Genomic DNA, 26005 nt, shown 5'->3' on the forward strand with positions numbered 1-26005 from the left:
TTTGACCCAGTGATGAACATTTCATAGGCCGTACCAACGTAGACGCCTCGGTAGATTCGCAAGCACTGGCCGGACCAACAGGTGGTATCCGTCGTCTCATCAGGACTTGTCTCATTGCGAAAACTCAACAGTAAGTTACACTTATCGTCACTTACCGTTGAGTTATTCCGATGAGCCAACGCCGCGAAACAGTCCAGCCCATACGCCGCCTCCATGACGGCCTGAGCAGCTTGGCGAATGCCGAACGCTACCTGTTCACGCCTTCGGATATGCGCGCCCTGGTTCCGGACATTTCCGCCGAGGCCTACCGCGCATTGCTCAGCCGGGCTGCCAGGGACGGCAAGCTGGAGCGCATCTGCCGTGGCCTCTACTTCTATCGGCCAGCCAAACCGACAACCGGCCTGTTGCTGTTTCATGCTGCGGCGCGCCTGCGCGCACATGAATTCAACTACATAAGCCTGGAAACGGCGCTGAGCGACACGGGCATCATTTCGCAGATACCGATGAACTGGATCACGCTGATGTCGTCGGGCCGTAGCAGCCTGATCAAATGCGGTTCGTGGGGCACCATCGAATTCGTTCACACCGCGCAGAAAGCCGAAGCGCTCTCGGGACAGCTCGATTACGACAGCAAATGCCGAATGTGGCGAGCCAAGCCTGCGCTGGCCATCCGCGACATGAAGGCGGCGAAAAGGAATCTCGACCTGATCGACTGGAGCATCGCCAATGAGCTTGTTTGACCAACTGGTAGACCAGGCCATCGGCAACCAGCCTGACCTGGCCAACCTGCGCGTCGTGGTAGAAAAGGAACTGCTGCATCACGACATCATGCTGGTGTTGAGCGAGGCCGGCTTGCTCGAGAAACTCTGCTTTATCGGCGGAACCTGCCTGCGGGCTTGCTATGGCTCCAATCGCCTGAGCGAGGATCTGGACTTCACGGGTGGCGCCGATTTCAACCGAGACGACTTCGCCCAGATGAGAGAAGCACTGATCCAAAAGTTGCAGGCGAAATACAGCCTGCGTGTAGACGTCAGCGAACCGAGCAAGGAGTCCGGCAACGTCGATACCTGGAAACTGAAGGTGCAGACACGCCCTGACGCACGCAACCTGCCAGCCCAACGCATCCATATCGATATCTGCGCCATCCCGAGCTACATCAGCACGCCCAGAGCGCTACTCAACCCCTATGGCGTGGACATGGGCACCCAAGGCCTGATCCTCAACGCAGAAGCACTCGAGGAAATCCATGTCGACAAGATCCTGGCGTTCGTTCTTAGGCAGGGGCGGATCAAGAGCCGCGACCTCTGGGATCTGCTCTGGCTGAAACAGCAAAGGATAGAACCAGCCCTGCAGTTGCTGCCCGACAAGCTCAACGACCATCGGGTGCAAACTCGCGACTTCCTGGAAAAAGCTGCGCAGCGCTCAGCTACGCTGATCAACGACCCGCAGGTGAAGACGGATTTTCGCAGCGAAATGCAGCGTTTCCTGCCAATCCAACTCGTTGAACAGACGGTGAACGACGACAGATTCTGGGCTTATCTGATCGACGAGGTTCCACGCTTGATACGCCGCGCGCAAAACAGCCTCGGCCCCGCAGAGGATTCCAGCCACTTCATGATGTAAGCGGGCTGCTCTTGCACAGTAGGGTGGACAACGCTCTGCTTGTCCACCGCCCCTCAGGTTACGCCCCCGCCACACCCTCTTTGCGCAGCAGATAACTGTCCATGATCCAGCCATTGCGTTCACGCGCCTCGGCGCGGGTCATGGCAATACGTTCAGCCACCTCATCCAGCGGCCCGGCGATGAGGATTTCATCGGTGGTGCCGACGTAGGCGCCCCAGTAGATATGCAGGCCGTGGCCAACGAAGCGGCGGTAGCTGTCCTTGGCATCGAGCATCACCGCCACGCTGTCCACGCCCTGCGGCCAGCCTTCGGCGAGCAGGCGGCCGGTGGTGATTTCCACGGCGCGGCCAATGCTGTTGAGCGGGATGCGATGACGCGCGGTCAGCGCCTGCAGGCTGGTGATACCGGGAATGACGTCGTAGGTGAAATCACTGCGGCGCGCGGCGATGGCTTCGATGATGCGGATGCTGCTGTCGTACAGCGACGGGTCGCCCCAGACCATGAAGGCCGCCGTCTCGCCATCGGCCATCTGCTCGTCGATCAGTTGCTCGAATACCGCCTGCTTGTCACGGTTGAGTTCATCGACGCTGGCGCGGTAGTCGGCGGCATCGCGTTCACGTTCCGGCTGCTGGCCTTCGACGAAACGCGGTGTGTGACCGTCGAGAAAGCGTGCGCAGATCTCCCGGCGCAAGGCGTTGAGCTTGTGCTTGGCCGCGCCCTTGTCCATCAGAAAGATCACGTCGCTGCGACGCAGCGCCTTGATCGCCTGGAAGGTGATGTAGTCCGGGTCGCCGGCGCCGATGCCGACCAGCAGCAGGGTTTTCATGGGGTTCTCCAGGTAACGGACAACCCGTAGGAGCCGGCTTGCCGGCGATCATCACCCGCAAGGTTAGGTGTCCCCGCGGCTCCTACAGGCAGTAAATCATCGATATGGTGGTACTCGGCCTGCAGCACCTGCGCCAGCTGGCGGGCGCGGCCCAGGCGGATGGGCGCGCGTTCGGTGTCGAGCAGCAGGGTCGGACACGGCAGCGGCGCGAGCGTTGGCCAGTCGCGCAGGCGGCCATCGGTGAGGATCAGCAGGCGCTGGCGCTCGTGCGGTTTCGCGCGCTGGCGGCGCAGCAGCCAGTCGCCGGCCTGATTCAGCGCGTCGAGCAGCGGCGTGCCGCCTCCTGCGCCCACCTCGTGCAACCAGCGATGCAGCTCGGCGCTGGCCTTGCGCCCCTGCCACAACCATTGCGCTTCGCGGCCACCGGCCTGCAGCACGGCCAGGCGCGCACGCTGGCGATAGGCGCTGTCGAACACTTCGGTGAGCACGCCCTTGGCCCGGCTCAGCGCACCATGGCGCCGGGTCGAAGCAGAAGCATCGACCAGCACCAGCCAGAGTTCCTCAGCCTGCTGGCTGCGCGGGCCCAGTACCAACTGTTCGCGGCGTTGCGGTCGGCCCTGGCGCAGGGTCGCCGCCCAGTCGATACGACCGTGCACGCCAGCACGGGCAGCGCCGCGATGGCCGCCGCCGAGTCGTCCGGGCCGGTTACGGGCATCCGCGCCAGTGGCTGTGCGCGGGCGGATGCTCAGGGCTTTTTTGGCCAGCGCGGCGGCACCCGCCGCTCACCCATGGCCTGCGGCTGCGCCGGCAGCTCGCCCCACTGACCTTCGCCTTGGCTTTGTTCCTGCGTCTGCTGCGGCGCCTGGCTCTGCTCGGGCGGCGTGGCAGCAGGCGCTTGCGACTGGCGACGGCGATGACGGAGGACGAAATCTTCCACCGCATCGATATCCACAGACTCGATAACCGCCGCGCCACGCCAGGCCGCATGAGCACGGGCGGCGCGCAGCCAGACCAGATCGGCGCGCAGGCCATCGACGCTGGCGGCGAAGCAGCGTTGGCTGATTTCGCCCAGCGCCGCATCATCCAGCGGGATATCGGCCAGACGCTGGCGGGCATTGCAGCAACGGGCGGCCAGGGCGTTCTGCTCATCCTGCCAGCGTTGCAGGAAAGCGGCAGGATCAGCATCGAAGGCCAGGCGACGGCGCACGATCTCGGCGCGCTCGGTCGGTTGCGGCTGGCCATCCAGCGCCAGGTTGAGGCCGAAGCGGTCGAGCAGTTGCGGACGCAGTTCGCCCTCCTCGGCGTTCATGGTGCCGATCAGCACGAAGCGCGCGGCATGCCGGTGGGAGATGCCGTCACGCTCGACGTGGTTGATGCCACTGGCGGCGGCATCGAGCAGCAGATCGACCAGATGATCGGGCAGCAGGTTGACCTCGTCGACATAGAGCACGCCGCCGTCGGCACGGGCCAACAGCCCGGGGGAAAACTGCGCGCGGCCCTCGCCCAGTGCCGCATCCAGATCCAGGGTGCCGACGATGCGTTCCTCGCTCGCCCCCAGCGGCAGGGTGACAAAGCGCCCACCACCCTGCAGATCGGCCAGGCCACGGGCCAGCGTGGACTTGGCCATGCCACGCGGGCCTTCGATCAACACGCCGCCGATGGCCGGATCGATGGCCGCCAGGCACAGCGCCAGCTTCAGCGAATCGGCGCCGACCACGGCGGCGAGGGGGAAATGATGTTCGGTCATGGACACGATCCGTGGAGGTGAGCAGTCGCACCTGGCTTTTGTGGGAGGGGCTTTAGCCGCGAGCATGTCGCCGCTGAAGCGCCTCCCACAATGGGCACGCTGCCCCCGTAGGGTGGGTTAGCGGCGCAGAACGCCGGTCTTATATCTGCAGAAAACCTCGGCGCGCCGCGTAACCCACCAGGCGATATGTCGTGTGACGCCGATGGTGGGTTACGCCGCACCCGCTTCTGCGAGTTGGCCGGTAACCTCGACAGGCGGCTAACCCACCCTACGGGAACGCGTCGTTTCATGATTCCTCGCTGTCGAGCAGCAGGTTTTCCAGCGCTGCACGGTACTCGCCGGGATTCTCCCACAGGCCGCGCTGCTGGGCTTCCAGCAGGCGTTCGAGGATATCGTTGAGCGCGCCTGGGTTGTGCTGCTGGATAAAGTCGCGGGTATCCCTATCGAGCAAATAGGCATCGGTCAGCAGCGCGTACTGGTGGTCGTCGACCAGCTCGCTGGTAGCGTCGAAGGCGAACAGGTAGTCGATGGTCGCGGCCAGTTCGAAGGCGCCCTTGTAGCCGTGGCGCTTCATGCCCTCGATCCATTTGGGATTGGCAGCGCGTGCACGCACCACGCGATTGAGTTCTTCCTTCAAGGTGCGAATGCGCGGCGTATCCGGCTGGCTGTTGTCGCCGAAGTAGCTGGCCACCTTGAGCCCGCGCAGGGTTTCCACCGCCGCCAGCATGCCGCCCTGGAACTGGTAGTAGTCGTTGGAGTCGAGGATGTCGTGCTCGCGGTTATCCTGGTTGTGCAGCACCGCCTGCATCTGCTCCAGGCGCTCGACGAAGCGCTGCCGCGCAGGCGTACCCTCGGCACCGCTGCCGTAGGCGTAGCCGCCCCAGTTGAGGTAGACCTCGGCCAGATCGGCGCGGCTCTGCCACAGACGCTCCTCGATGGCGTTCTGCACCCCGGCGCCATAGGCGCCCGGCTTGGCACCGAACACCCGCCAGCCAGCCTGACGCCGCGCTTCGTCTTCATCCAGGCCGCAGTCCTTCAGTGCCAGCGATTCACGCCAGACCCGCGCTGACAGTGGATTCATGTCTTGCGGCTCATCCAGCTCGATCACCGCCTGCACGGCCTCGTCGAACAGGCGAATCAGGTTGCTGAAGGCATCGCGGAAGAAGCCAGAGACGCGCAGGGTAACGTCCACACGGGGCCGACCGAGCTGCTCCAGCGGCAATACCTCGAAGCGCTCGACACGTTGGCTGCCCGGCTGCCACACCGGGCGCACGCCCATCAGCGCCAGCGCCTGGGCAATATCGTCGCCGCCGGTACGCATGGTCGCCGTGCCCCACACCGACAGGCCGAGCTGGCGCAGGTGGTCGCCCTCGTCCTGTAGATGGCGCTCCAGCAGGCGGTCGGCAGCCTGCACGCCGAGGCGCCAGGCGGTGGGCGTGGGCAGGTGGCGTACGTCGACGGTGAAGAAGTTGCGCCCGGTAGGCAGCACGTCGAGGCGCCCACGGCTAGGCGCGCCACTCGGCCCGGCAGGTACGAAACGCCCTTGCAGCGCCGCCAGCAGGCCGCCCATCTCGGCGTCGCCGCAGGCATCGAGCAAGGGGGCAACGTGCTCGGCCAGGCCATCGAGAATCAGCGCTACCTCGGCGCCGAGATCGCAGATGCGCTCTCCGGCCAGGCGCTGCTCGATCAGCCTCAGCGCCAGCAGCTCCAGGCGCTCGCGGGTGTCGCCGACGCTGCGCCACAGGCTGTTATCCACAGCCTGCAATGCCTGTGGACGCAGCCCCTCCCAGGGCTGGCCCATGTCGCAATCCAGCGGGTCGAGGCCCAGCTCCAGGCCACGCGCCAGCGCGCGCAGCAGGCTGGCATTGGCGCCCTGGCCATCGCCACGGGGGATGCGCAACAGCGCCAGCAGGGTGTCACGACGCAGTTGGCCAGCAGGCGACTCGCCGAACACATGCAGGCCGTCGCGGATCTGCGATTCCTTGAGGTCGCACAGGTAAGCATCGAGCTGCGGCAGCCAGCTGTCGCCGTCATCGTTGAGTTGCAGGCCCAACTCGCGGTCGAGGCTGGCCTCGCGCACCTTGGCCAGGATCTCGCCGCGCAGCTCCACGGCGCGACGCTGGTCGAGCTGGCTGGCCTCGAAATACTCGTCAGCCAGGCGCTCAAGGTCGCGTAGCGGGCCGTAGCTCTCGGCACGGGTCAGCGGCGGCATCAGGTGGTCGATGATCACCGCCTGGGTACGGCGCTTGGCCTGCGCGCCCTCACCGGGATCGTTGACGATGAAAGGATAGATATTCGGCAACGGGCCGATCAGCGCCTGCGGCCAGCAGTTCTCGGACAGGCCGACGCTCTTGCCCGGCAGCCACTCCAGGTTGCCATGCTTGCCGACGTGGATCAGCGCATCGGCGGCGAACGCCGTACGCAGCCAGGCGTAGAAGGCGATGTAACCATGCGGCGGCACCAGATCCGGGTCGTGGTACACCGCCGCCGGGTCGAGCTGGTAGCCGCGCGCGGGCTGGATACCGACGAAAGTCAGCCCGAAGCGCAGGCCGGCGACCATCATCCGTCCGCTGCGGAACATCGGGTCCTGCTGCGGCTCGCCCCAGCGCTCGCGCACGGCCTGCTGATTCTGCTCAGGCAGTCTGTGGAAAAACCTCAGATAGTCGTCCAGCGCCAGGCTTTGCGCGCAGGGCCGCGAATCCAGGCCGTCGAGGTCGTTGGTGACACCGCCGAGCAGGCTGTGGACAAGTTCGGTGCCGCTACCCGGCAGGTTACCCACAGGATAGCCCTGTGCCTGCAGCGCACGGAGGATGTTCAGTGCGGCGGCGGGCGTATCCAGGCCCACGCCGTTGCCAATGCGGCCATCGCGGGTCGGGTAGTTGGCCAGGATCAAACCTATTCGCTTCTGATCGTTACCTTTAATCGCCAAATGACACCAATTACTCGCCAGTTCGGCGACGAAAGCCATTCCCGATTCGTGTGCCTGGTAGCACACCACGTCACTCTGGCTACGCTCGCTGCGCCAGGCCAGGCCCTTGAAGCTGATGGCGGTGCCGATCAGCCGGCCATCCAGCTCGGGCAGCACCACATGCATGGCCAGGTCGCGCGAGCCCAAGCCCTGGGCGCTGGCCTGCCATTGCGCCTGGTTGTCCAGCGAGCAGATGGCCTGCAGCACCGGGATATCGCGGCGGAACACCCGTGCCTGCGGCGCCTCGGGGTTGGAGAGCGCGAAGCCGGTGGTGTTGATGATCAGCGCGGCGCTCGTCTCGTCCAGCCAGGTCTGCACCTGATCCAGGCAGGCCGCTTCCTTGAGACTGGCCACGGCGATGGGTAGCGGGTTGAGTCCCTGAGCGACGAGGTGATCGCAGAAGGCATCGACGAAGGCGGTGTTCGCCGACTGCACATGGTTACGGTAGAACAGCAGCGCCACCACAGGTGCGCCGGGTTGCCACTGCGCGTGCCAGTCAGCCAACTGAGCGGGGCTGTGCTGCGGGTGATAAAGACCAACACGCGGCAGCGGCTGCGGCTCCTGCCAACTGTCTGCGCGGCCCAGCCAGCGGCTGCCGATGCAGCGGAACAATTGACGGGCGTTATCTAGCCCGCCCTGGCGCAGGTACTGCCAGAGACGCAGGCTGTCTTCCTCACCGACGTTACCGAGCGCATTCAGCTCCGGGTCCGGCTTGTCGTCGCCGGGCACCATGATCACCTTGGCGCCACGCGCCCCCAGCTCCACCAGGCGCTCGACGCCATAGCGCCAGTAGCTGACCCCGCCATGCACCGAGATCAGGATGACCCTGGCGTGCTGCAGCACCTGCTCGACGTAGTAGTCCACCGAGGCGTTGTTGCTCAGCTGCGCCGGGCTGGCCAGGCGCAGGCTGGGGTAGTCGTCCGGCAGTTGCCGGGCGGCTTCTGCCAGCAAAGACAGGTGCGAATCACCCGTGCACAGGATCACCAGCTCGGCAGGCGTCTGGCCAAGATCGGCGATGCTGTCGGCCGGCAATTGAGCGCCGGGCTGGGTGCGCAGTAGGTGCATGGTCGTTCCGTGGGAGGGGCTTCAGCCGCAACTGGTGATGGCGTCGTAGGGTGGACTCAGGAGCGAAGCGAACAGTCCACCGCCAGCGCAAACGTCCACACGGCGTACTGCTACGCGAGTACGCCCTACGTTCCGTATCAGGCCAGCGCCGCTTTCAGCTCGGCCTCGATGGCCGCGCGGTCGAGCTGTTGGCCGATCACCACCAGGCGGCTTAGACGCGGCTCGTCGGCCAGCCAGGCGCGATCGAAGTGACGATCGAAGCGCTGGCCAACACCCTGCACCAGCAGACGCATCGGTTTGCCAGGGATGGCCGCGAAGCCTTTCACCCGCAGGATGCCGTACCTGGCCACCGCATCCTTCAGTGTGGCCAGCAAGCGCGCCTCCTCAGCTTCCGGTAGTTCCACGTGGAACGAGTCGAATTCCTCGTGATCGTGGTCGTCGTCTTCATCGTCGTGATGGGTGCGGCGGCTGTCTATATGCAGCTCGGTTTCGCTGTTCAGGCCCAGCAGCACGTCCAGCGGCAGCTCGCCGCCGTGCGCCTCGATCACCTTGACCGCCGGCGGCAGCTCCTCGGCAACCTCGGCGCGCACCGCAGCCAGCGCCTCGGCGTCGAGCAGGTCAGCCTTGTTGAGGATCACCAGGTCGGCGCTGGCCAACTGGTCGGCGAACAGCTCGTGCAGGGGCGATTCGTGATCCAGGTTGGGGTCGAGCCTACGCTGCTCGTCCACCTGATCGGGGAAGGCGGCGAAGGTGCCAGCGGCCACAGCAGGGCTGTCGACCACGGTGATCACCGCATCGACCGTGCAGGCATTGCGAATTTCCGGCCAGTTGAAGGCTTGCACCAGTGGCTTGGGCAACGCCAGACCGCTGGTTTCGATAAGGATATGGTCCAGGTCGCCACGGCGCGCCACCAGCTCGCGCATCACCGGGAAGAACTCTTCCTGCACCGTGCAGCACAGGCAGCCGTTGGCCAGCTCGAAAACGCGGCCGTTGGCCTCCTCCTCGCTGCAGCCGATGGAGCACTGCCTGAGGATTTCGCCATCGATGCCCAGCTCGCCGAACTCGTTGACGATCACCGCGATACGGCGCCCTTCGGCATGGGCCAACAGGTGACGCAGCAGAGTGGTTTTGCCGGCACCGAGAAAACCGGTGACGATGGTGACAGGCAGTTTGGCGAGGGTTTTCATGAAGGGCCCCGTGGCGTCGTTAATTTCGGCGGACGGGGACGCGCAGGCGGGCACGCAGGGGCGTGCTGGCCGCGTCGGATCACCCCGTCCGAGCAAGTGGCTGGTCAGTCGAGGCAGGTCTCCTGGCTCACGGTCTGCGCGTTGCGCGTCCTTCACCTTCCCGCCCTACGGCAGTGGTGTATCGAAGGGTTTAAGACCGTTCACAGTTGCGGGGGCAGCCAGGGCATCGACCCTGTTCCCTCTTAGCTCCCCGGCGGCATGCCGGGAAGAACCTCGAAAGCGAGAAGGCTACGCAGGCCGTGGCGGCCGGTCAATCGCGGTTGACCGGTGGAATGCGCCATGGTGAGCTACGCCGCTGCACAGCACGAGCGCCCTTCATGATGCATCGCCCCTCGAATCCCGGTCCTGACGCCTCGCCCATGGTGGTAGCCGGGCTGGGTTGCAGGCGCGATTGCCCCCGCCAAGACTTGCTCGCCCTGCTCATCCACAGCCTGGCCCAGCATGGGCTGACTGTGGATAACCTCGCTGGATTGGCCAGCATCGCCCACAAGCGTGACGAACCGGGGCTGCGTGAACTGGCCATGCACCTGAATCTGGAGCTGACGTTCTTCACTCCCGAAGCGCTCACGCTCTACCAGCCGGAGAAAGCCGGCAGTCCTCTTATCCGATCCATAACGGGCAGCCCCGCTGTAGCTGAACCCTGCGCCCTGGCTCTGGCCACGCGACTGGGCACGGCTGCCCGCCTGCTGGGCGATAAAACCTATACGGCCAACGCCACCTGTGCGTTGGCAACATTTTCAATAACTTGAGCATCTAGCCTTGGATTATTTCGAAAGCGTTATCAAGACTTTGCTTGAAGGTGAAGGGTATTGGGTTCGGCAATCATTCAAGGTCAACCTGACCAAGGAGGAAAAACGGCAGGTGGGTAAGCACTCCATTCCACGCCCGGAAATTGACCTTCTCGCTTACAAGCCCAGCGAAAATAGACTTCTTGCCTTTGAAGCAAAATCCTTTCTCGACTCCCCCGGCGTCAGGCTGTCATGCCTTAGCGAGAACCATGACATTCCTGAAGGCAAGTACAAACTGTTTACTTGCGAAAATTACAGGTCGATCGTTTTCCAACGGCTCAGACAGGATCTAATAGATTGCGGAATGGGCGACCGGACTACCGAAATTGTTCTGGGACTCGCTGCCGGTAAGGTCTATCAATCCAAGAATGCCGAAATCCAGGAGTTGTTCTCTCGAAACGGATGGCTGTTCTGGTCACCGGAAGATATTCGCAACAAAGTGATCGCACTAGCCGAGCGCGGCTATGAAAACGAGCCCGCAATCATCACGGCCAAAATCCTGATGCGCCAAGCATGAACAGAGCAAACCCCTCCTCCTGACAAGGCATGCCTCATGACCGTCTACTTCATCGGCGCCGGCCCCGGCGACCCCGAGCTGATCACCGTCAAGGGCCAGCGTCTGATCCGTTCGTGCCCGGTCATTCTGTATGCCGGCTCACTGGTGCCCGAGGCAGTTATTGCAGGCAATAGCGCCGAACAGCTGGTCAACACTGCCGAACTTCACCTTGGCGAGATCATCGAACTGCTGCGTCAAGCCCATGAGCGTGGCCAGGACGTGGCCCGCGTGCACTCCGGCGACCCGTCGCTGTACGGCGCCATCGGCGAGCAGATTCGCGAGCTGCGTGCCCTCGATATTCCCTTCGAGATCATCCCCGGCGTCACCGCCACCGCTGCCTGCGCGGCGCTGCTGGAATGCGAACTGACCCTGCCGGGCGTCGCCCAGACCGTAATCCTCACTCGTTACGGCACCACCTCGCCGATGCCCGAAGGCGAGCAACTGCACGACCTGGCGCGGCACCGTGCAACCATGGCCATCCACCTCGGCGTGCGCCAGCTGCCGGCCATAGTCGCCGAACTGCTGCCGCACTACGGCGCCGACTGCCCCATCGCGGTTATCCACAGGGCCAGCTGGCCGGATCAGGACTGGGTACTGGGCACCCTCGCCGATATCCAGGAGAAGGTCGCCGCCAAGGACTTCCGCCGTACGGCGCTGATTCTGGTCGGCCGCGTGCTCGATCCCGGCGCCTTCGCCGAATCGGCGCTGTACGACGCGGCGCATCGCCACCTCTACCGTCCCGGCATCGCTTGAGTGTGGCGAGAAACCGTACAGAGCGCTGAAGGCCTTGCCATACAAGGCCTACGTAGCCTTATCAACAGGATAGAAAGCCTGTTATCCAAGTGCTCTGTGGATAATGGCTACACGGGCGAGCAGTTTCTGTACAAGTCTCTGAAAGCCCCTACCTATAAGGGCTTTAGCCAGGTATCACAAGGATATCCACAGGTTGGTCCACGGCAACTGTGAGCAACTACTCAGAGCTGCACCTCGACCCGCTTGATACCCAGGCTTCGCAATTCCGGCATCAATTCATCCAGGCTGGCGAAGGTCTCGACCTGGTCGGCCTCATCCACCAGAAAGAAGCTACGACCCGCATCTTTCTTGAAAAATACGATCCACTCAGCGGTATTGGCCGGGTTGGGCATGACCTGGGTGTCGAACACAACCCCTTCGGTCGTTCTGCGTTTCACATCGCTACGCTTCATCCTCTCTCCTGTTCCAGCGTGACCCATATGATCCGACTGCCTGCATTAGCAGCCTGTCAGGCAGCGGATACGGCTCCTAGTGTAAAGGATGAAGCGTGCACGGCCTGCCGCCTAATAATCGGGAAGTGATATCAGGCTCGTATTTATATATGATTCATATACGAAACATATATGAGGAGATTTTCATGGGCATCGTCAATATCGATGACGAGTTGCATGAGCAGATTCGCAGGGCGAGCAGCGTGTCTGGCCGCTCTATCAATGCCCAGGCGGGTTTCTGGATTCGCATCGGCATGCTCTGCGAGATGAACCCCACGCTGAGCTTCAACGAGGTGATCGCAGCCGAGATGCGTGCAGCCGGCGTGGTGGCTCCGCCAAGAATGGCGGACGCCTCATGAGCAAGACGCCGCAACAGATCGCCCTGATGGCGGAGTCCGGCAGGTTGCTGGCGTCCGTGTTCGGCTACCTGGATCGCCTGGATCTGCTCGGCATGTCCACTCTGCAGGTCAACGACCTTGTGGATAACTACATCGTGGGCGAACTCAAGGCGCGCCCGGCGAGCAAGGGACAGTATGGTTTCGCCTACGCCATGAACACGTCACGCAACGAGGTGGTGTGCCATGGCGTACCCAGCGCCGACGATATCCTGCGCGACGGCGACCTGGTGAATTTCGACATCACCCTGGAGAAGAACGGCTACATCGCCGATTCGAGCAAGACCTACCTGATCGGCGAGGTGTCGGACCAGGCGCGTCAACTGGCCCAGGTCACCTATGAGGCCATGTGCAAAGGCATCGAAGCCGTCAAACCCGGCGCCCGGCTCGGCGATATTGGTCACGCCATCGAACGGCATGCCCGTGCCCATCGCTACTCGGTGGTCAGGGAGTACTGCGGCCACGGCATCGGCCGGGAAATGCACGAACCACCCGAAGTGCTGCACTGGGGCAAAGCCGGCACCGGCCTGACGCTGCGCGAAGGCATGACCTTCACCATCGAACCCATGCTCAACCGGGGAACGGCGGATGTACGCACGCTGCGCGACGGCTGGACGGTGGTGACCTGCGACGGCCAGCTCTCGGCGCAATTCGAACACACCGTGGCGGTCACCCGCGACGGCGTTCGCATACTTACGCTGCGCCCCGAAGAGCGGCACCTGAGCGGGATTTCGGCGTGATAGAAACGCAAAAGCCCGTCCAGATGGACGGTGTGGGATGAAAATAAAGTTTCATCCAATTTAAAGCTTCGTTATCAAGCTTCAAAAATTCTATAAAATACTTATAAACCAATTAGATAGAAATCAATCTGCTGAAGGCCTAGGGCGGGGTTGTACCGAGATGGAAATCAGTATGGGACGTTAAAGTATCATCCAATTTGCGGCAAGGCCGTTCGCCATGGCCTAAAATATGGAAATAAAGTTTCATCCTTTTGCCGGAAACACAGTGGTGACGGGGCTTGTAGAGGGAGGCCATTTTTGGCCTCCCTCTACACTTGCCAGCTCTAGTTTCTCAGGGCAACGAAACGGACTAGCTAGCGCAATCTAGCTCCACTATTCGGCCTGCCTCATCCAGATATGCTGGTGGAATCGCAGACTAGGGATAGCAGGATGAGGGGGTAGCCCATCTCTGCGGGTAAGGGTGAGCGTTGCGAAGGAGAGCAGCTCCGCGGCGACGTTCACTCCCTCTGGGCACCAATCGATCTTCTGGAGGAAGCTCAATCACTCCGTTGTTGCTTGCTTCCCTGGATTGAACGCTGGCCAGCGGTCTCCTAAACCACGGACAAGATATCTATTTGTTCGATCCGCTTGGGCCTGAGAAGACTCGTAGTAGTCAGCTTGCTTGTAGGCTATCAGCTCGCTCGCATATATGGGTCGCGATGAAGAGTTGAGTTCCGTCTTTCTTGGAGAGCTCGTTGACCAACCGCTTCATCAAGGTATGGCTTAGATGGTTTTCAGGTTCTTCAAGCAGCATGACATCAAAGCCAGCTTGGGCCCGACGCGTGTTGAGAGCGAAGCTCGTCTTGATGAAGCACTGCCGCCCCTTGCCTCGATGCTCCAGAGCAATACCGTCCTCTGAAATCACTAGGTCGGTTTCGAGATTTGAGCGAGCGCCTGAGCGAACCTCAAACTGGAAGCCCCCTAGTTCTCCGTTAAGCCCAGCCAGATGGTTGTCCTTGAAGTTCGACTTCCCCATGCGATAAGCATTTTCCAGCTGATATCGAGCCTCAACCGGGGCGTGGAAGTGGAACACAGAGCGGGTGTATTCCCGGGCAGCGTAGTCGCTGTCAATGCGGGAACTGTCTAACAGGAGGTGGCGAACTGGTCGGTTAAAGCTCGCATAAGGGTTTCGGGCAAAGGTCTGGAACCTCACCGCGTAGTATTCGAATGGAAAATTACGGCCAGGCTGAGCAAGCACTGCCCGGATCTCCGCACCGTAGTCATGCACCGGCTCGATCGCCAGCCGAATACCATCCGTCTCCAGGCCGGCCAGATTTCCCACGCCGTAGAGGCCTTCGTCTTGGCCTTCAGCCAGGAACACATCGATGACGAGCGTCGGCAGTTGGTCGATGCCACGCGGCCCATCAAGAAACTCCTCGATGACAGGCTTGCAAAACAAGGCCTCAAAACCGAGGTTCTCGACTCTATTTCGACTGCCGCTTAATGCTAGGTCCAGAGCAAGAAGCACAGAACTTTTGCCTGTCTCGTTATCACCGATCAGCACGTTATGGCGCTGATCAAAATCCAGATCCAGCCGCCTAAACTGCTTGAAGTTTTGAAGCATCAGCTTGCGGATTGTGGACATAGCGGCTCCTTGCTAACCTGGCAGTGGCATCTTAGGAAATGAGCATAAGGGTCAATGCACGAGCCTGAAACGCTGCAGCTCAATTGCATCTCCGTGCGCATTCGTCTGAGCGTTCATGCTTTTGTGCAAAGACTTCAGGTTTTTCATGAACATCAGAATCACCTTGATACAGTGAAAGGTTGGGCCGGCCAGCTCGGCACCTAGATACTTGGAGTTATTGGGTGGCGATGCGTGCTGAAGCTTTGCTACCCATCTGGCTAAGAAGAGCCTTGGCGTTGCTCAACAACTGGTGCCGAACCTCTAGCGGTGGCAGTGCCCAAGCCTCGCTCAGCAGATTGACGGTAATGTCGAAATCCCAGGGCATCACCGGACGCCCTTCCAACTGCGCGAAAGGCCCATCGCTTTCAGGAAGGACCCTATCTTTCGGAAGCTTCTTGGCTAGCGCCTTCCCAGCCACTGAATGGAAAGCTGCGGGGCCAATACTAAACCAGCAGCCTTGCCCAGCAGCGACCTTGAGCTCTGGTGCCGTACCGGTGAACCAATGCAGCACCGGGATGCCGTGATCAGGGAACTCACTGAGTAGGGCCAACACGTCTGAAACCGCCTGCCTCGAGTGGATGCTGAGCGCACGCCCCCCCAAGTCATGGCATCGCTTCACGGCAGTAGCGAAAACTTGCTTCTGCTTTAGGTAGCTAGATGCGTACCTCTTAGAGCCATCCAAACCGATTTCACCGACAGCAATGGTGCCATCAATCAACTCTGTGAGGAGGTCCAATTCATGGAAGCGCTCACCGACGATTTCAGGGTGAAGGCCCGGGCTGATCAGCATTGATTCGTGGTGGCCAAGCACCGAGCTCGTTGCCTGGAAAGCCTTCGGGCTCGTGGTTACTAGCCACGTGAATGCATTTCTGCTCAGGGTCTCGGCATGTACGTCCCTAGGTTTTGGGTAGAGATCTACATGGCAATGGAAGTCGATCAAAGCAGTTGGTCCTGAACAAGAACAGCTTCCAGCTCAGCAAGCCCCTGCTGCAGGACTCGACGATAGGCCGGACGCTCCTCAATAGAAGCAAAGGCCAGTGTGCCGCCCAGAAATCGATCCAACCCTCTCTGCTTGGCATCGAGTACAGCCAGAGCCACTGCCATCGGATCATCCGGGCTGCCTGACTTATCGCTACCTACTACTGACGGAAAGCGATAGTTGGTTTGATCAGTCCCCGGCCCCCATGCCAGGAAAGCTGCTCGTCGGATCAGACAAGGCACACAACGGCCACAGTGCTGGCGATTATAAGTCCTGAAGCGCCCGCAGCTTGTGGAGTCCGAAGCCAGCTCTCTCAACCTCTCCTGATCGAGGCAGCCCCGCATCATCTCGCCTTTGGTCTGGAAACGATAAGGCAGTATCAACTCAACAGATATCCCGAGTTCATCAAGCACGCTTTGAAGCGTGCCGATGAAAAGCGGATGGGTCGTGCGCGTGCTAAGGCTCGAGACTCGGCCGGGGACCAGTGGAGGGTTGATGCAGATAAACCCGTTTTCAGGGATGTAGATTTGCGGCCTGGGCAGATTGATCTTCGTCGAGGCGAGCACGGCAAACGCATAGAAGGCCAAGGATCGAGCACGAGTCGAAGCCTCACGTGCCCCTTTGAAGCTGATGCCATGGCTCCATTGGCAATGCGAGCCAGCGCCCGCAAGCAACCCTGCATAGTCCCGCTGCCGTGCCGAGTCCTTATGCGCAAGCTGGGAAACGAACAGAGGACGTCTTTTTTCCGCAGCCAAATTGATGCCGCCAATCAGACTATCGAGCCCACCTGATAGCAAAGACACGCAGTCGTCCTGGAGATAGGCACCATCGCCATCAGGCGGCTCAACCCCTGCGTCGTTGAAAATGAGAGTCCAATAGTCGCCAGTTAAAACCTTGAGCATTTCCTCAAGGCGATGCTTGAGAGGAACCCATCGTAGCGGTTCGCAAAGACCCACTGTGAGCTGGATCGTACGGGTCCACCCATCTGCACTGGTGCTTCTTGGACTGGCCAGGTCAGCACTACAGACTGCGAGACAAAACTGAACGAAGTCCCAAACTGCTGGTGATGGACGGAACCCTGTTCTCTTCAATGACCCATGCCAGCGGTTGGCAATTGCGCCAACACCATTACGATTCGCTCCCTTGAAGTACGAGAACACTCGCTCGCCTGCTTGTAGCTGCTGTGGGATCCTTTCCGCTTTGGAGCACAAAACCTTATTCATTCGGCAAACACCTGCAACGCGGATTGGAGGATTGACTGAGCCAAAATCTTCGGATCCGCATGCGAAGCTTTCTTCTCCCCCATGACGACCCGTACTTCCGCCCAGACCCATTCCCTTATGTCAGCTCGGCGCTCTTGGATCAGTGCCGGATCATGCACGAGTTTTTCGTAAGTCTGCCCGAGCTGCATATCGATGCGCTGGCAGATTTGGATAGCGATTGTCAGCCCCATCACTTCGGCGATCTGCTCATCAGTGGGAGCCAAAATATCTATATCCGGATGATTCTCGTAGAGCTTGGCTAACGCCTCTGCGCCGGCGTCACGCAACGAGTCTTCGTCAATGCTGCCCGATCCGGAAAAAACCTCCTTCAGGACCTCAAGCGCCAAGTCAGAAGCGGAAAGATTGGCCGATCGGCAACGCGCTACCCAGTCCGTCACTCGCTGGTCGGTGCCATCGCGAGCAGCCATCAGAAACTGACCTAGGGCCCCAGCTCCTCTGGCGGTGCTTCGCATGGTTGAAGCAGCACGGCTTGCTCCACCCATCCCCTTCGAGACCATGCTCCTAGTCGCGCCCCGAAGATCATCGCGACTGCCATTTCCGAGGTAAGAGCCCATTTGCGAGCGCGCAGGACCAAAGCGACGGCCCGGGGCTGTAACATTCTCGGGGGCCGCGGGCGCTTCGCCAGCAGCAGCTCCTTCAGCTCCCCCCTGGTCAGAGCCAGGTTCGGCTCCGCCTCCGGCGCTACTGGGGGCCGCTCCAACTGGAGAAAGCCATTCTGGATCAAAAGGAGAGCCTGCACGGCCGCCACTGCTAGATGTTGAAGTACCCATCAGCGCTTCGCCCCTAGCTGCTCAATCGCCCTTTTAGTTGGAGCAGATAGCTCGTTTAGACCCTTCCAACGCTCCAAGACCTCGCGCGCCCATTTATGGGTACCTAGGGTTGGAATAAAGCCGGGGCCGACTAGCTTTAGAGGCGCTTGCTCCAACAGGCTGGCTGCCCTTTTCCCAAGATGAGGGAATACCTTGCAGCACTCGACGAGCATCACAGTGTCTTCGTTACGCTTCCAGTTGCGCACAGTGGCGCAGCCCTGCCACGCCTTGATCATTGCCAGCTCAGTCTGATCAGGCCCAACTTTATTCATAAGGTCCGTGAGGGATTGATGGCCACTTCTTGCTGTCTTCAGCGCATCACGAAGTTTGCGTGAGTCAGGCGTCATGTTGTCATTACCGAAGTCACGAGTACCCGAGTCACGGCTCAGGTGTAGCAGTGGACGGAGATCTTCAGTGCCGAGTGAAGGAGGCAATTGGAGCCATTGTCTAGTGAAGGGGTTGTCCTTAAAGGGGTCAGGCAATCCAGTTTGGCTAACGGCCGCACCCTCCGCGTCAGCAAGGATCGGCACTCGACCGTCATTGTCTGAATGGACTTGACTAGCAATCGCCTCTGCAAGCGATTCATCACAGCGCTCAAGAAGGTGCCATTTCGCCAATGCCGCGATATCTAGCTTGATCCCCTGCGGCGCAGAAAGGGCCTCACGCAGATAAACCGTGTTTAGGAAGCGCTTCATAAGCCGGGGGTTGGCATTGACTGCCGACGAGCCGTGAAGAAGTGAAGCCAACCCTTCGGCGAGGTTCATTAAGCTTCGAAGTGCTTCGTCTGTTCCGACTAGATCGTGGAGAAATTCTTGGTTGATCGTCTCGCCTTTCCAACTGTTTCGCAGCCTCTCGGGAATGAGCTTGAGCGCGCTTTCGAATTGGTGGCGAGAGAAAGAACCAGCATTGGCCTCTCGCTCGAGCAAGAGCAGTACCAGATAGGCTTTCGCCTCATTCAGGCCGAGTCGCGGGACGTGGAGCGGGATCTGGATGAGCTTGTCAAAGTAGTTTGTAGCGACGTCGCTCGAGATTCCTGCTCCATCGAAATGAACTTTTACAGCTGCTTTGATGAAATCGTTATCAGCCGCAACGACAAATGCACTACGGCGCAGGAACAGCAGCAGACGAATGGACTCGAGCGTTGAAATTGCGGTTTGCGGAAGGCATCGATCCAAGTCATCGACGAATATCACCAGGGTGATTTCGAGCTCCGCGAGAAGGCTTTCCAGGGTATCTCGGAAGGCTTGAATCTGCGCCGGCATGGAGAACGGTTCGCTCGGCTTCAGCAAACCATCAGCCACCGACGCGATCCCTTCAGAATCTACATCTACCTCACCTGGTTTTTCCTTCGAGGAGAAAAGGCTAGTGATGTTATTGAACGTTTTTCCAAGGGCACCGACTGGAATCCCTGTCGTTAATGTCAGAGCGGCTTCACCACTCAGCTGGGCAATTCTGAGGAGGTTGATGCGACGCCATAGCTCAACTGCCTTATCCGCTATGGTCTCGTTGTCCTTAGCAAGTCGAACAATCTCATCGCCTACGATCTGAAGCAGAGCACTGCGAGCAGACTCAAAATCTTGGTACAGCCATGGATTGAAAGTCAGAACGACGAAGGTATTGGCTGACTTGTCGCCCTCATCAAATTCAGCTTTGGGTGGAGTCTTCAGTCGAGCCGCAATCATCTTGACCAAAGACGACTTACCAGCCCCCCATCCGCCGGATACACCAATGGAAATTGGCTCGCCATTAGCCCGCGTCAGCATGCTCGCGCATGCATCAGCCACTACACCGAAATTCAGATAATCAATCGCTGTTTCGTTGTCATGCCACATGGCTGAAAATCCGTTTTCAATGATCAAGGGATGTCGGCAACCGCTACGCTAGCCGGAGTAATTACAAATTGCCATCTTAGATTTTGGGGCATTTCCCTAGGAGTTTGCAGTTAGCCTTTGGTCACACCAACCGAGCAGGGCTCGCTGCGCGAAGTGTTATTCATAGTGACACTGCATGGGATACCGTCAGCTTACGATGCATAAACGAAACCATCGCTAGATAAGCCATTTTTCTAGCTCTGGGCCATCTACTTTGGGGTACCTAAGCGATCCCGCTCCTGCTCCTGCTCCCATTGATCACTGTAAAGAACTACTTCGGCAGAGAACCCAGGCTGGGTGAAACCAGTGCTGAGTTCTGCAGCTGATCTCGGGGACACGCACCCCACCGAAAGCTCCTGAAGGAGTATCGTGTGCAAGATGAATGAAGGCGTACATGCGCCCTGGTGGGAGGCTCTCAATGAAAATCACCGCTACGGAACAGACCGAGTCGGTCAGTGATGTCCTATGCGACGTTTGTGGGGATAGCACGCGTGTTGAAGGGTATGGATTGCAATTTGGCACTCTTCGCGCCAGCTGGGGCGATGGCTCGATTCATGATGGCGAGCGCTATGAGATCCATCTATGCGAGCCCTGCTTTTTCAGAACGCTTTTAGGCCTCAGGCGTGAGCGAATGGTGAACTTCATGTTCAGTGATGAGGACCAAGACCTCAGTGATTTTGGGCGCGTTGCGCGCAATGATGGTTTCAATAAAGACGGAAACTTGGCAACCTGAGTCCCGGCTGAGGCAGCATCCCAAGTCTAGCCTGCGTGTCACCTAGAACTGCGAGATCAACGTCAGCGAGGGCGGCGTATGAAGCGTTTTCTCCTGGGAGAGCACGAGGTAAAGGGCGCTGCTTCCCGAGAGCATGGATGCACGCTTAGCGCTTTCAGCCCAATACTCGGGGGTCAAGCGCACTCAACGTTGAAGTTCAGGTCTGCACCCGCCTGCAAGCCTTGGAGCCTTGGAGCCTGTGAGCATTGTCATGAACGATAAAATAGTACAAAGCCTTTAGGTGTAGCGTGCGTGCCAGCAAGCCCGCAGTGCACCATGTTGATCGGGCCGTTTTGCCAGTACAGGAGAAGTAATGAAGCGCGAAAAAGTGAAAGTCCGAATTGACGAAGGTGTGGTTTTTGATACCCAAATCATGGCCAACCCGGCAAATACCCGCGAATGGATCGTAATGTTCAAGAAGGATGCAGGCCGCAGTTTCTTTTTGATAGATGATCAGGATGAGATCGACTCTTTTACCGACCTCGATAGCTTGATCAACGAGCTACGCAAACTCGGTATCCGTCGTACGGAGATTCATCTGTAACCCCACTTGGGCTAGCCGGTCATCCGGATGCGGTAATCCTATCTCGCGACAAGCAAGAAAAAGCGCTTGGTTGGTGCCCTTCAATTCTCGTGAAACCAGACCCCAGCAATATCTGCGCAATTGCGCCCATCTGACCAGTCAGTTGCATTTGCGCTGACCACTGATTGCATACGGCTTGACCAATAGACTGTATCGCTAGACAGTCAGAAAGTGGCCTGTCGTAAATGGCTACAACCCTCGTCGGCAACGCCAAACTTACTCTAAGGTCGAACCGAAAATAGGCGCTGGTCGTAGGCGAAGTCGAGCACGTCGATAATCCGAACCTCGGCTATCGCCGGGTGGCGCGGATTGAGCATGATGTTGCGGTCGAGGGGCATTACCGCCGAAGGGACGATCAAGCCCAGCTGCTCATTGCGGGCAAGCCATGCCGTGCCATAGCCCATGCTTGGGCGATCTGCTGGCAGAGAGGCCCAACCCGCAGGCAACAGGTTCAAGGCGGGCTCAAGGTAGAGGTCAGGGCGATCCGGTAGTTCGAGGACGGTAATTTTCATGGGAATCTCCGGCCTCCGGGTCTGATGCACGAAGGTTTCCAGACAGCAGGTGGAGGGTGACAAGCCGAGGTACACAGCTGGCACCTCGGCATCATTCCAGCGTCCGCCCTCAATTGCCGCCCCTTTCCCAGAAAGGTCATGAGCGCGACTTGCCTTGGAAATTCGCCATGCCCGCATCAGGCCACACCGCCCCACTCAATTGCATGCAACACCCGGCGCACCTGGCGTGCCCCCAGCTCGGTCTCGCAAAGCGAGAGAGGCGTTTTTCCCCCGAGGGCATCATTGGGAGATGACATCCAGGTGCCCGCGACTACTTTATCTTCAAAAACTTCCTCTGCAAGAACGGCAACCTGAGCCAGACGGTCGATGCGCTCGGAGACAACTGAGTCGAGAGGGGCCTTGCTCTTGATCCGGCGCTCAACCGTTGAGTTCGAGGAATTAGCTAGTAGTGCCAAGGCTGGATTGGTGAGGTTGAATGTTCTTTTGACCTCTATCAGCCAGACAGCCTCAAAACCGGAGTTGATCCGGCGAAGCCGTTCTTGCTCGGTTTGAGCACTGAGGCTATGAGCCATTCTCCAAAAGCTGTGGGCAAGAGCCCCGGTACCTAAGGAGCGTTTTTTGAGTGCTTTAGCTTCTGCTTCCATTTGATATTCAGCCAAATGACGTTTCTCGTTCCTTCAGATGATAGCACGCGCTCGGCACCACTTTTCTGTCCCCAGAACTATGGATAATGCTTATCCCCTCAGCCACTTCGACAGCAGGCTGCCGTTGAAGCTACTTTTTCAACAGAATCGGCCGGCGGCTGTCAGTCGAGAGCTTCCGCTTTTGGCCTTAGCCGTACGTCAGGAAAGCGAGTATCCTCATACTGTTCGCTCCGAGAATTAGTTGGCACCCAGCCTCCCCTTGGAGACACCCGAAAGCCCACCCACTATGGGTGGGCTTTTCTATTTGTGCGACCCCATCGGCCTGCCTGTAACACATCCGCCAGCTTCTCTCGAATGGCTTTCAGTGCTCGTCGAGCCTCGGTAGTACCAAGTTGCTTGAGGTCGTTATCAACTTCAGGGGGTAGCTCGACTCTCCAGTTTATCTCTCGATTACCTGAAGCGAGCCTCCATTTCTTCTAGACTCACCAATTTGCTGTCGTCAAGACTGCTCAGGCGCTCTGAGGCCAACATTTCAATGCGAAGGTCTTCGAGCTCGTCCTGCATGGCTTGAAAGGCTTCAATGCCCATCAGCACTGCGGCTGGCTCGTTGTCCTTAAAGACAACCAGGTGAGATTGCTCCCCGCTGGTGACACTCTTTAGATTTGCGCCAAAATTTCTGGCCATCGCCGTGGCAGACACCGCCTGATCAGCTCGTGCTAGGAGTACGGTCATTGAGATCCCTTGCCCCTGGTTACAGGGCGCGATGATTACGGGCATCAACAAAATACCCGGGACGGCTAGGCTTGGTGACGCTGCTGGTCTTCGGCTAGCCATAGATCTTGTTCCTGAAGCGTCTACCCGTATAAAGTCCGCTTACCTTTTTGGTGATCTCGATGATGCCAGCACTCAAAGAAACGCAACGTCGCTCCCACGTGGCCCATGTCCAGGCCACCAACAACCTTGCGGGCGCTCGCATGAGCTCTTACATGTCCTCGAAAATGGCTGACTATGTGAAGGGCCGCATTTCCTCGGCTGAACTTGTAGCCGCCGCAAAAGCTCGCTACGGAATCCATGACTGAGTAAGTCAATCCCTTCTACACCATGGCCTTCACGGCCCTCTCTATGGCCCAGGCTGTGTAAAACGTTGGCACCGACCTTGCTGTGATTTGATGGATTCAAATCAGCGTGGGATGCCGATGAAGCGTTTCATCCAAGGGGAGTATCGGGGCCAAAGCGCGCTGCTTCCCGAGAGCCTGGATGACTATGTGGCGGACACCAACCCGGTACGGGTAGTCGATTTTTCGTCGATGAACTCGACCTTGGCCAGCTGGGCTTCGATGGTGTCGTCCCGGCTGAAAGCCAATGTTAGAGCCAGCGGCGAACCTGGGTTTGATAAACCGAATACTCGCTGCCGAACAGAGATATCAGAGCACGCTCCTCGGGCCTGATCTGGAAGCGATTCATATACAGCACAAACCCCAGTACCCCAAACAAGGCAAATGGCGAGGCCAAGTAGCAGGCCCAGGCCAGCAGCAACAGGGCAAAGCCGACGTACATCGGGTTGCGTGAGTATTGATAGATACCCGAGCGCACCAGTACCGATGCGGTTTCAGGCTTCAGCGGATTGACGGTGGTCTGCGCCTGCCTAAACGACAGGACGCCGGCCACGCTGAAGCAAACGCCAACGGCCACCACTAGCAGCGCCACCAGTACCCGCACTGAGTGCGCCAGGTCGAGGCCCGGCACATAGCGAGCGGCCAGCCACATCAACAACCCGAACAGAGCGGTCACAACTGGCGGGGGTATCTTGTTTTCCAGTGCTCGCATAAAAACTCCCGATAAAGCAGCCACGGTGTTTGTGCCAGTCTTTGTGTTTAGCGTACCTTTTGCAGTTCGCTCTGTACCAACTCCAGCAGAGGCTCAGGCCCGAACTTCGTCAGCAGCTTGCCGTTGACGAAGAAGGTGGGCGTACCTTGAATTCCGACTTTCTTAACGTCCGCTGCGTCTTTGGCCAGGATCGCGTCGATTTCGGGCGAGTTCATCGTTGCGCGGGCCTTCTCGACATCCAGGCCAACTGCTGCTGCTGCCTCCCAGGCTTTCTGCGCTTGCGCGTCGTCATGCCACAGTGGCTGGGCCTCCAGCACGGCTGCCAGCACAGGCTCGTAAAGCCCCTGTATGCGCGCAGTCTCCAGCAGGCGAACGGCCTCTTCCGAGCCTTTATGGAACAGTACATAGCGCACGACCAGGCGCACGTCCTGCGGGTATTGCGCCATGATTTGCTTCACGTAGGGGAAGAACGCCCGGCAGCTCTCACACGAAGGGTCGAAGAACTCGACGATGGTGACCGGTGCGTTGATCGGCCCAAGGGTTGGCGAGTGGAAACGCACCAAGGAGCTGCTCGCCTGAGTGACTGCCTGAGTCTCCTGGGGCGCGGAAAACCGCTGGTAGAGCACTGCGGCGGCGATAAATCCGGCAATGGTCACAGCGCTGATGGTCAGCACGAGGGCGCGTCTATTCATACAAGGGTTCTCCGGCGAATCAGGGCAAGAAGCATGACGATGGCGGTGAAAACCACCAGGGAAAGCAGCGGCAGCGGCACGCTACCGAAGATCAGCATGTCGGCCCCGGAACAGGAGGTTCCGGCGCTACACGGTTTTAGGTCTTCCGGGATCACCCCTATAAACAGCAGACAATGGTACAGGGCGATCACCCAGCCGATAACGGCCAGGGGCAAGGCGTACAGCCAAACGGAGAAGTCGGCGCGGTAGCAGGCGATAGTCAGCATCACTGCCAGAGGGAACATGAAAATCCGCTGGAACCAGCACAAGACGCACGGGGTTTTGCCCATGACTTCGCCGATAAATAAGGCGGCCACGGTTGCGGCCACGGCCAGCAGCCACGCGGCGAGTAATAAACTCCAGGGATTGGCGGAGGGATGCACCTGCTCATTCATGCTTATCTACTCGTCCTTTTCCTTGGTTGGGGATGGCACGTTAGCGAGCCTACAGCAGCTGTCGATTGGCTTTGTGTTACAGCATGCGTCCTGCGCAGGCACTGGCTGACAGGCAGTGATCGATCCGGTTGGTGTTGCGACTAGGGGAGCACAGCAACTATCGACCTTGGCGGTTAATCTTGATGACGGATCTCTCATTAAAGCCGGACTGGCAACTCCAACTTGAATCGCATCGGGATTTCTAAACACGTTCCACGCTGTTCTGAGGCGATGGTCAATGACGGTGGCTTTTCCCGACATGGGTGTGGCCATCGTCCGGAAGCGCACTGACACCGCCAGTGGTATTCAGGCGCTGGAGGATTCCACACTCATCTACGCCACGCTCAGAGGAACAGCGGTGTCGTAACTCAATCAGCTGTTGTTGCAGCGCCAACAGGCTGGTCACGCGTGCTTGCACATGCTCAATGTGCTCATCCACTAAGCTATTTACACCCTCACAGTTTTCCTCTGGCCGATCCATCAGCGCCAGCAGGCTTCTGATCTCGTCCAGGGTCATGTCCAGCGTTCGGCAGTTGCGAATGAACGTAAGCCGCTCAAGGTGCTCACTGCTGTAAAGGCGGTAATTACCCTCGCTGCGAGCCGGAGCCGGCAACAGCCCCTCGCGCTCGTAATAGCGAACCGTTTCAACTTGGCAATCGGCAAACTTGGCCAGCTCTCCAATTTTCATGAATACCTCT

The 26005-nt window shown here is 59.4% G+C and carries 28 protein-coding genes, 1 pseudogene and 1 riboswitch; of the genes and pseudogenes, 11 read left to right on the forward strand and 18 right to left on the reverse strand.

Going from position 1 to position 26005, the window contains the following annotated elements; translation table 11 throughout:
* Positions 1-170: 170 nt before the first annotated feature.
* Complete coding sequence (gene abiEi, locus ACN0X6_RS06805) at positions 171-740, forward strand: type IV toxin-antitoxin system AbiEi family antitoxin (protein WP_160018713.1); 570 nt, start codon at positions 171-173, stop codon at positions 738-740.
* On the forward strand, positions 727-1623 hold the full coding sequence (locus ACN0X6_RS06810; protein WP_417702865.1) for a nucleotidyl transferase AbiEii/AbiGii toxin family protein: 897 nt from the start codon (positions 727-729) through the stop codon (positions 1621-1623). Before abiEi ends, ACN0X6_RS06810 begins: the two co-directional genes overlap by 14 nt.
* Before the next feature lie 58 nt (positions 1624-1681).
* Here ACN0X6_RS06810 and cobF read toward each other — a convergent pair whose 3' ends face one another.
* From cobF to cobW, 5 genes are all read right to left on the reverse strand, one after another.
* A complete protein-coding gene (cobF, locus tag ACN0X6_RS06815; protein ID WP_417702866.1) occupies positions 1682-2449 on the reverse strand; it encodes a precorrin-6A synthase (deacetylating) in 768 nt (255 codons plus the stop codon).
* Entirely contained in the window at positions 2446-3213 is a 768-nt protein-coding gene (locus tag ACN0X6_RS06820) for a vWA domain-containing protein (protein WP_417702952.1), read from the reverse strand. Before ACN0X6_RS06820 ends, cobF begins: the two co-directional genes overlap by 4 nt.
* Positions 3195-4196 carry an ATP-binding protein gene (locus tag ACN0X6_RS06825; RefSeq protein ID WP_417702867.1) on the reverse strand — a complete coding sequence of 334 codons (1002 nt, stop codon included), beginning with the start codon at positions 4194-4196 and terminating at the stop codon, positions 3195-3197. The genes ACN0X6_RS06820 and ACN0X6_RS06825 overlap by 19 nt, the downstream gene beginning before the upstream one ends.
* Before the next feature lie 286 nt (positions 4197-4482).
* Positions 4483-8229 carry a cobaltochelatase subunit CobN gene (gene cobN / locus ACN0X6_RS06830; RefSeq protein ID WP_417702868.1) on the reverse strand — a complete coding sequence of 1249 codons (3747 nt, stop codon included), beginning with the start codon at positions 8227-8229 and terminating at the stop codon, positions 4483-4485.
* 137 nt (positions 8230-8366) lie between these two features.
* Positions 8367-9416 carry a cobalamin biosynthesis protein CobW gene (gene cobW / locus ACN0X6_RS06835; protein WP_417702869.1) on the reverse strand — a complete coding sequence of 350 codons (1050 nt, stop codon included), beginning with the start codon at positions 9414-9416 and terminating at the stop codon, positions 8367-8369.
* Between the two features lie 94 nt (positions 9417-9510).
* A riboswitch (cobalamin riboswitch) is annotated at positions 9511-9707 on the reverse strand.
* A 128-nt stretch (positions 9708-9835) separates the two neighbouring features.
* Between cobW and ACN0X6_RS06840 the strand changes: the two genes are divergently transcribed.
* From ACN0X6_RS06840 to cobM, 3 genes are read left to right on the forward strand one after another with little or no spacing between them, the layout of a single operon-like run.
* On the forward strand, positions 9836-10225 hold the full coding sequence (locus tag ACN0X6_RS06840) for a cobalamin biosynthesis protein (protein WP_417702953.1): 390 nt from the start codon (positions 9836-9838) through the stop codon (positions 10223-10225).
* A 10-nt stretch (positions 10226-10235) separates the two neighbouring features.
* Positions 10236-10781, forward strand: a complete 546-nt coding sequence (locus ACN0X6_RS06845) for a hypothetical protein (RefSeq protein WP_417702870.1) — start codon at positions 10236-10238, stop codon at positions 10779-10781.
* Between the two features lie 36 nt (positions 10782-10817).
* Positions 10818-11573: a precorrin-4 C(11)-methyltransferase gene (cobM, locus tag ACN0X6_RS06850; protein ID WP_417702871.1), complete on the forward strand. Its 756-nt coding sequence runs from the start codon at positions 10818-10820 to the stop codon at positions 11571-11573.
* A gap of 221 nt (positions 11574-11794) precedes the next feature.
* Here the strand turns inward: cobM and ACN0X6_RS06855 are convergent, their stop codons facing one another.
* Positions 11795-12025 (reverse strand): hypothetical protein, encoded by a 231-nt coding sequence (locus ACN0X6_RS06855; RefSeq protein WP_417702872.1) that lies wholly within the window; start codon positions 12023-12025, stop codon positions 11795-11797.
* A 185-nt stretch (positions 12026-12210) separates the two neighbouring features.
* On the opposite strand from ACN0X6_RS06855, the gene ACN0X6_RS06860 reads away from it, so the two are divergent.
* Positions 12211-12423: a ParD-like family protein gene (locus tag ACN0X6_RS06860; protein ID WP_160018704.1), complete on the forward strand. Its 213-nt coding sequence runs from the start codon at positions 12211-12213 to the stop codon at positions 12421-12423.
* Entirely contained in the window at positions 12420-13199 is a 780-nt protein-coding gene (map, locus tag ACN0X6_RS06865) for a type I methionyl aminopeptidase (protein ID WP_417702873.1), read from the forward strand. Before ACN0X6_RS06860 ends, map begins: the two co-directional genes overlap by 4 nt.
* Positions 13200-13851: 652 nt before the next feature.
* Here map and ACN0X6_RS06870 read toward each other — a convergent pair.
* From ACN0X6_RS06870 to ACN0X6_RS06890, 5 genes are all read right to left on the reverse strand, one after another.
* Entirely contained in the window at positions 13852-14823 is a 972-nt protein-coding gene (locus ACN0X6_RS06870) for an ATP-dependent nuclease (protein ID WP_417702874.1), read from the reverse strand.
* Between the two features lie 214 nt (positions 14824-15037).
* A complete protein-coding gene (gene qatD / locus ACN0X6_RS06875; RefSeq protein ID WP_417702875.1) occupies positions 15038-15802 on the reverse strand; it encodes a Qat anti-phage system TatD family nuclease QatD in 765 nt (254 codons plus the stop codon).
* Positions 15799-17064 (reverse strand): Qat anti-phage system QueC-like protein QatC, encoded by a 1266-nt coding sequence (gene qatC, locus ACN0X6_RS06880; RefSeq protein ID WP_397491968.1) that lies wholly within the window; start codon positions 17062-17064, stop codon positions 15799-15801. The genes qatD and qatC overlap by 4 nt, the downstream gene beginning before the upstream one ends.
* Complete coding sequence (locus tag ACN0X6_RS06885) at positions 17061-17531, reverse strand: hypothetical protein (protein WP_397491967.1); 471 nt, start codon at positions 17529-17531, stop codon at positions 17061-17063. Before ACN0X6_RS06885 ends, qatC begins: the two co-directional genes overlap by 4 nt.
* 362 nt (positions 17532-17893) lie before the next feature.
* The gene (locus ACN0X6_RS06890) at positions 17894-19765 is read right to left on the reverse strand and encodes a KAP family P-loop NTPase fold protein (RefSeq protein ID WP_417702876.1); all 1872 of its coding nucleotides are present in this window, start codon (positions 19763-19765) and stop codon (positions 17894-17896) included.
* A gap of 457 nt (positions 19766-20222) precedes the next feature.
* Between ACN0X6_RS06890 and ACN0X6_RS06895 the strand changes: the two genes are divergently transcribed.
* Both ACN0X6_RS06895 and ACN0X6_RS06900 read left to right on the forward strand, forming a co-directional pair.
* The gene (locus tag ACN0X6_RS06895; protein WP_397491965.1) at positions 20223-20537 is read left to right on the forward strand and encodes a hypothetical protein; all 315 of its coding nucleotides are present in this window, start codon (positions 20223-20225) and stop codon (positions 20535-20537) included.
* A 352-nt stretch (positions 20538-20889) separates the two neighbouring features.
* The gene (locus ACN0X6_RS06900) at positions 20890-21120 is read left to right on the forward strand and encodes a hypothetical protein (RefSeq protein WP_397491964.1); all 231 of its coding nucleotides are present in this window, start codon (positions 20890-20892) and stop codon (positions 21118-21120) included.
* Positions 21121-21380: 260 nt separating this feature from the next.
* On the opposite strand, the gene ACN0X6_RS06905 is transcribed toward ACN0X6_RS06900, so the two are convergent.
* The 3 genes from ACN0X6_RS06905 to ACN0X6_RS06915 form a co-directional block, all read right to left on the reverse strand.
* The gene (locus tag ACN0X6_RS06905) at positions 21381-21848 is read right to left on the reverse strand and encodes an RES family NAD+ phosphorylase (RefSeq protein ID WP_090256260.1); all 468 of its coding nucleotides are present in this window, start codon (positions 21846-21848) and stop codon (positions 21381-21383) included.
* Positions 21848-22330, reverse strand: a complete 483-nt coding sequence (locus ACN0X6_RS06910; protein ID WP_244152928.1) for an antitoxin Xre/MbcA/ParS toxin-binding domain-containing protein — start codon at positions 22328-22330, stop codon at positions 21848-21850. The genes ACN0X6_RS06905 and ACN0X6_RS06910 overlap by 1 nt, the downstream gene beginning before the upstream one ends.
* Before the next feature lie 435 nt (positions 22331-22765).
* The gene (locus ACN0X6_RS06915) at positions 22766-23047 is read right to left on the reverse strand and encodes a type II toxin-antitoxin system Phd/YefM family antitoxin (protein ID WP_397491963.1); all 282 of its coding nucleotides are present in this window, start codon (positions 23045-23047) and stop codon (positions 22766-22768) included.
* Between the two features lie 164 nt (positions 23048-23211).
* Between ACN0X6_RS06915 and ACN0X6_RS06920 the strand changes: the two genes are divergently transcribed.
* Both ACN0X6_RS06920 and ACN0X6_RS06925 read left to right on the forward strand, forming a co-directional pair.
* Positions 23212-23394, forward strand: a complete 183-nt coding sequence (locus ACN0X6_RS06920) for an antitoxin VbhA family protein (RefSeq protein ID WP_417702954.1) — start codon at positions 23212-23214, stop codon at positions 23392-23394.
* 117 nt (positions 23395-23511) lie between these two features.
* A pseudogene (locus ACN0X6_RS06925) lies at positions 23512-23675 on the forward strand (IS5/IS1182 family transposase); the annotation flags it as partial.
* Positions 23676-23680: 5 nt separating this feature from the next.
* Here the strand turns inward: ACN0X6_RS06925 and ACN0X6_RS06930 are convergent.
* The 4 genes from ACN0X6_RS06930 to cadR all read right to left on the reverse strand — a co-directional run bounded on the left by ACN0X6_RS06930 (position 23681) and on the right by cadR (position 25995).
* On the reverse strand, positions 23681-24142 hold the full coding sequence (locus ACN0X6_RS06930; protein WP_417702877.1) for a methyltransferase family protein: 462 nt from the start codon (positions 24140-24142) through the stop codon (positions 23681-23683).
* Positions 24143-24189: 47 nt separating this feature from the next.
* Positions 24190-24834, reverse strand: a complete 645-nt coding sequence (locus tag ACN0X6_RS06935) for a DsbA family protein (protein ID WP_090256263.1) — start codon at positions 24832-24834, stop codon at positions 24190-24192.
* A complete protein-coding gene (locus ACN0X6_RS06940) occupies positions 24831-25268 on the reverse strand; it encodes a disulfide bond formation protein B (protein ID WP_090256264.1) in 438 nt (145 codons plus the stop codon). The genes ACN0X6_RS06935 and ACN0X6_RS06940 overlap by 4 nt, the downstream gene beginning before the upstream one ends.
* Before the next feature lie 274 nt (positions 25269-25542).
* A complete protein-coding gene (gene cadR, locus ACN0X6_RS06945; RefSeq protein ID WP_090256275.1) occupies positions 25543-25995 on the reverse strand; it encodes a Cd(II)/Pb(II)-responsive transcriptional regulator in 453 nt (150 codons plus the stop codon).
* Between the last annotated feature and the right edge of the window lie 10 nt (positions 25996-26005).

The sequence above is a fragment of the Pseudomonas sp. genome, from assembly GCF_048269965.1.
Classification (GTDB): domain Bacteria; phylum Pseudomonadota; class Gammaproteobacteria; order Pseudomonadales; family Pseudomonadaceae; genus Aquipseudomonas.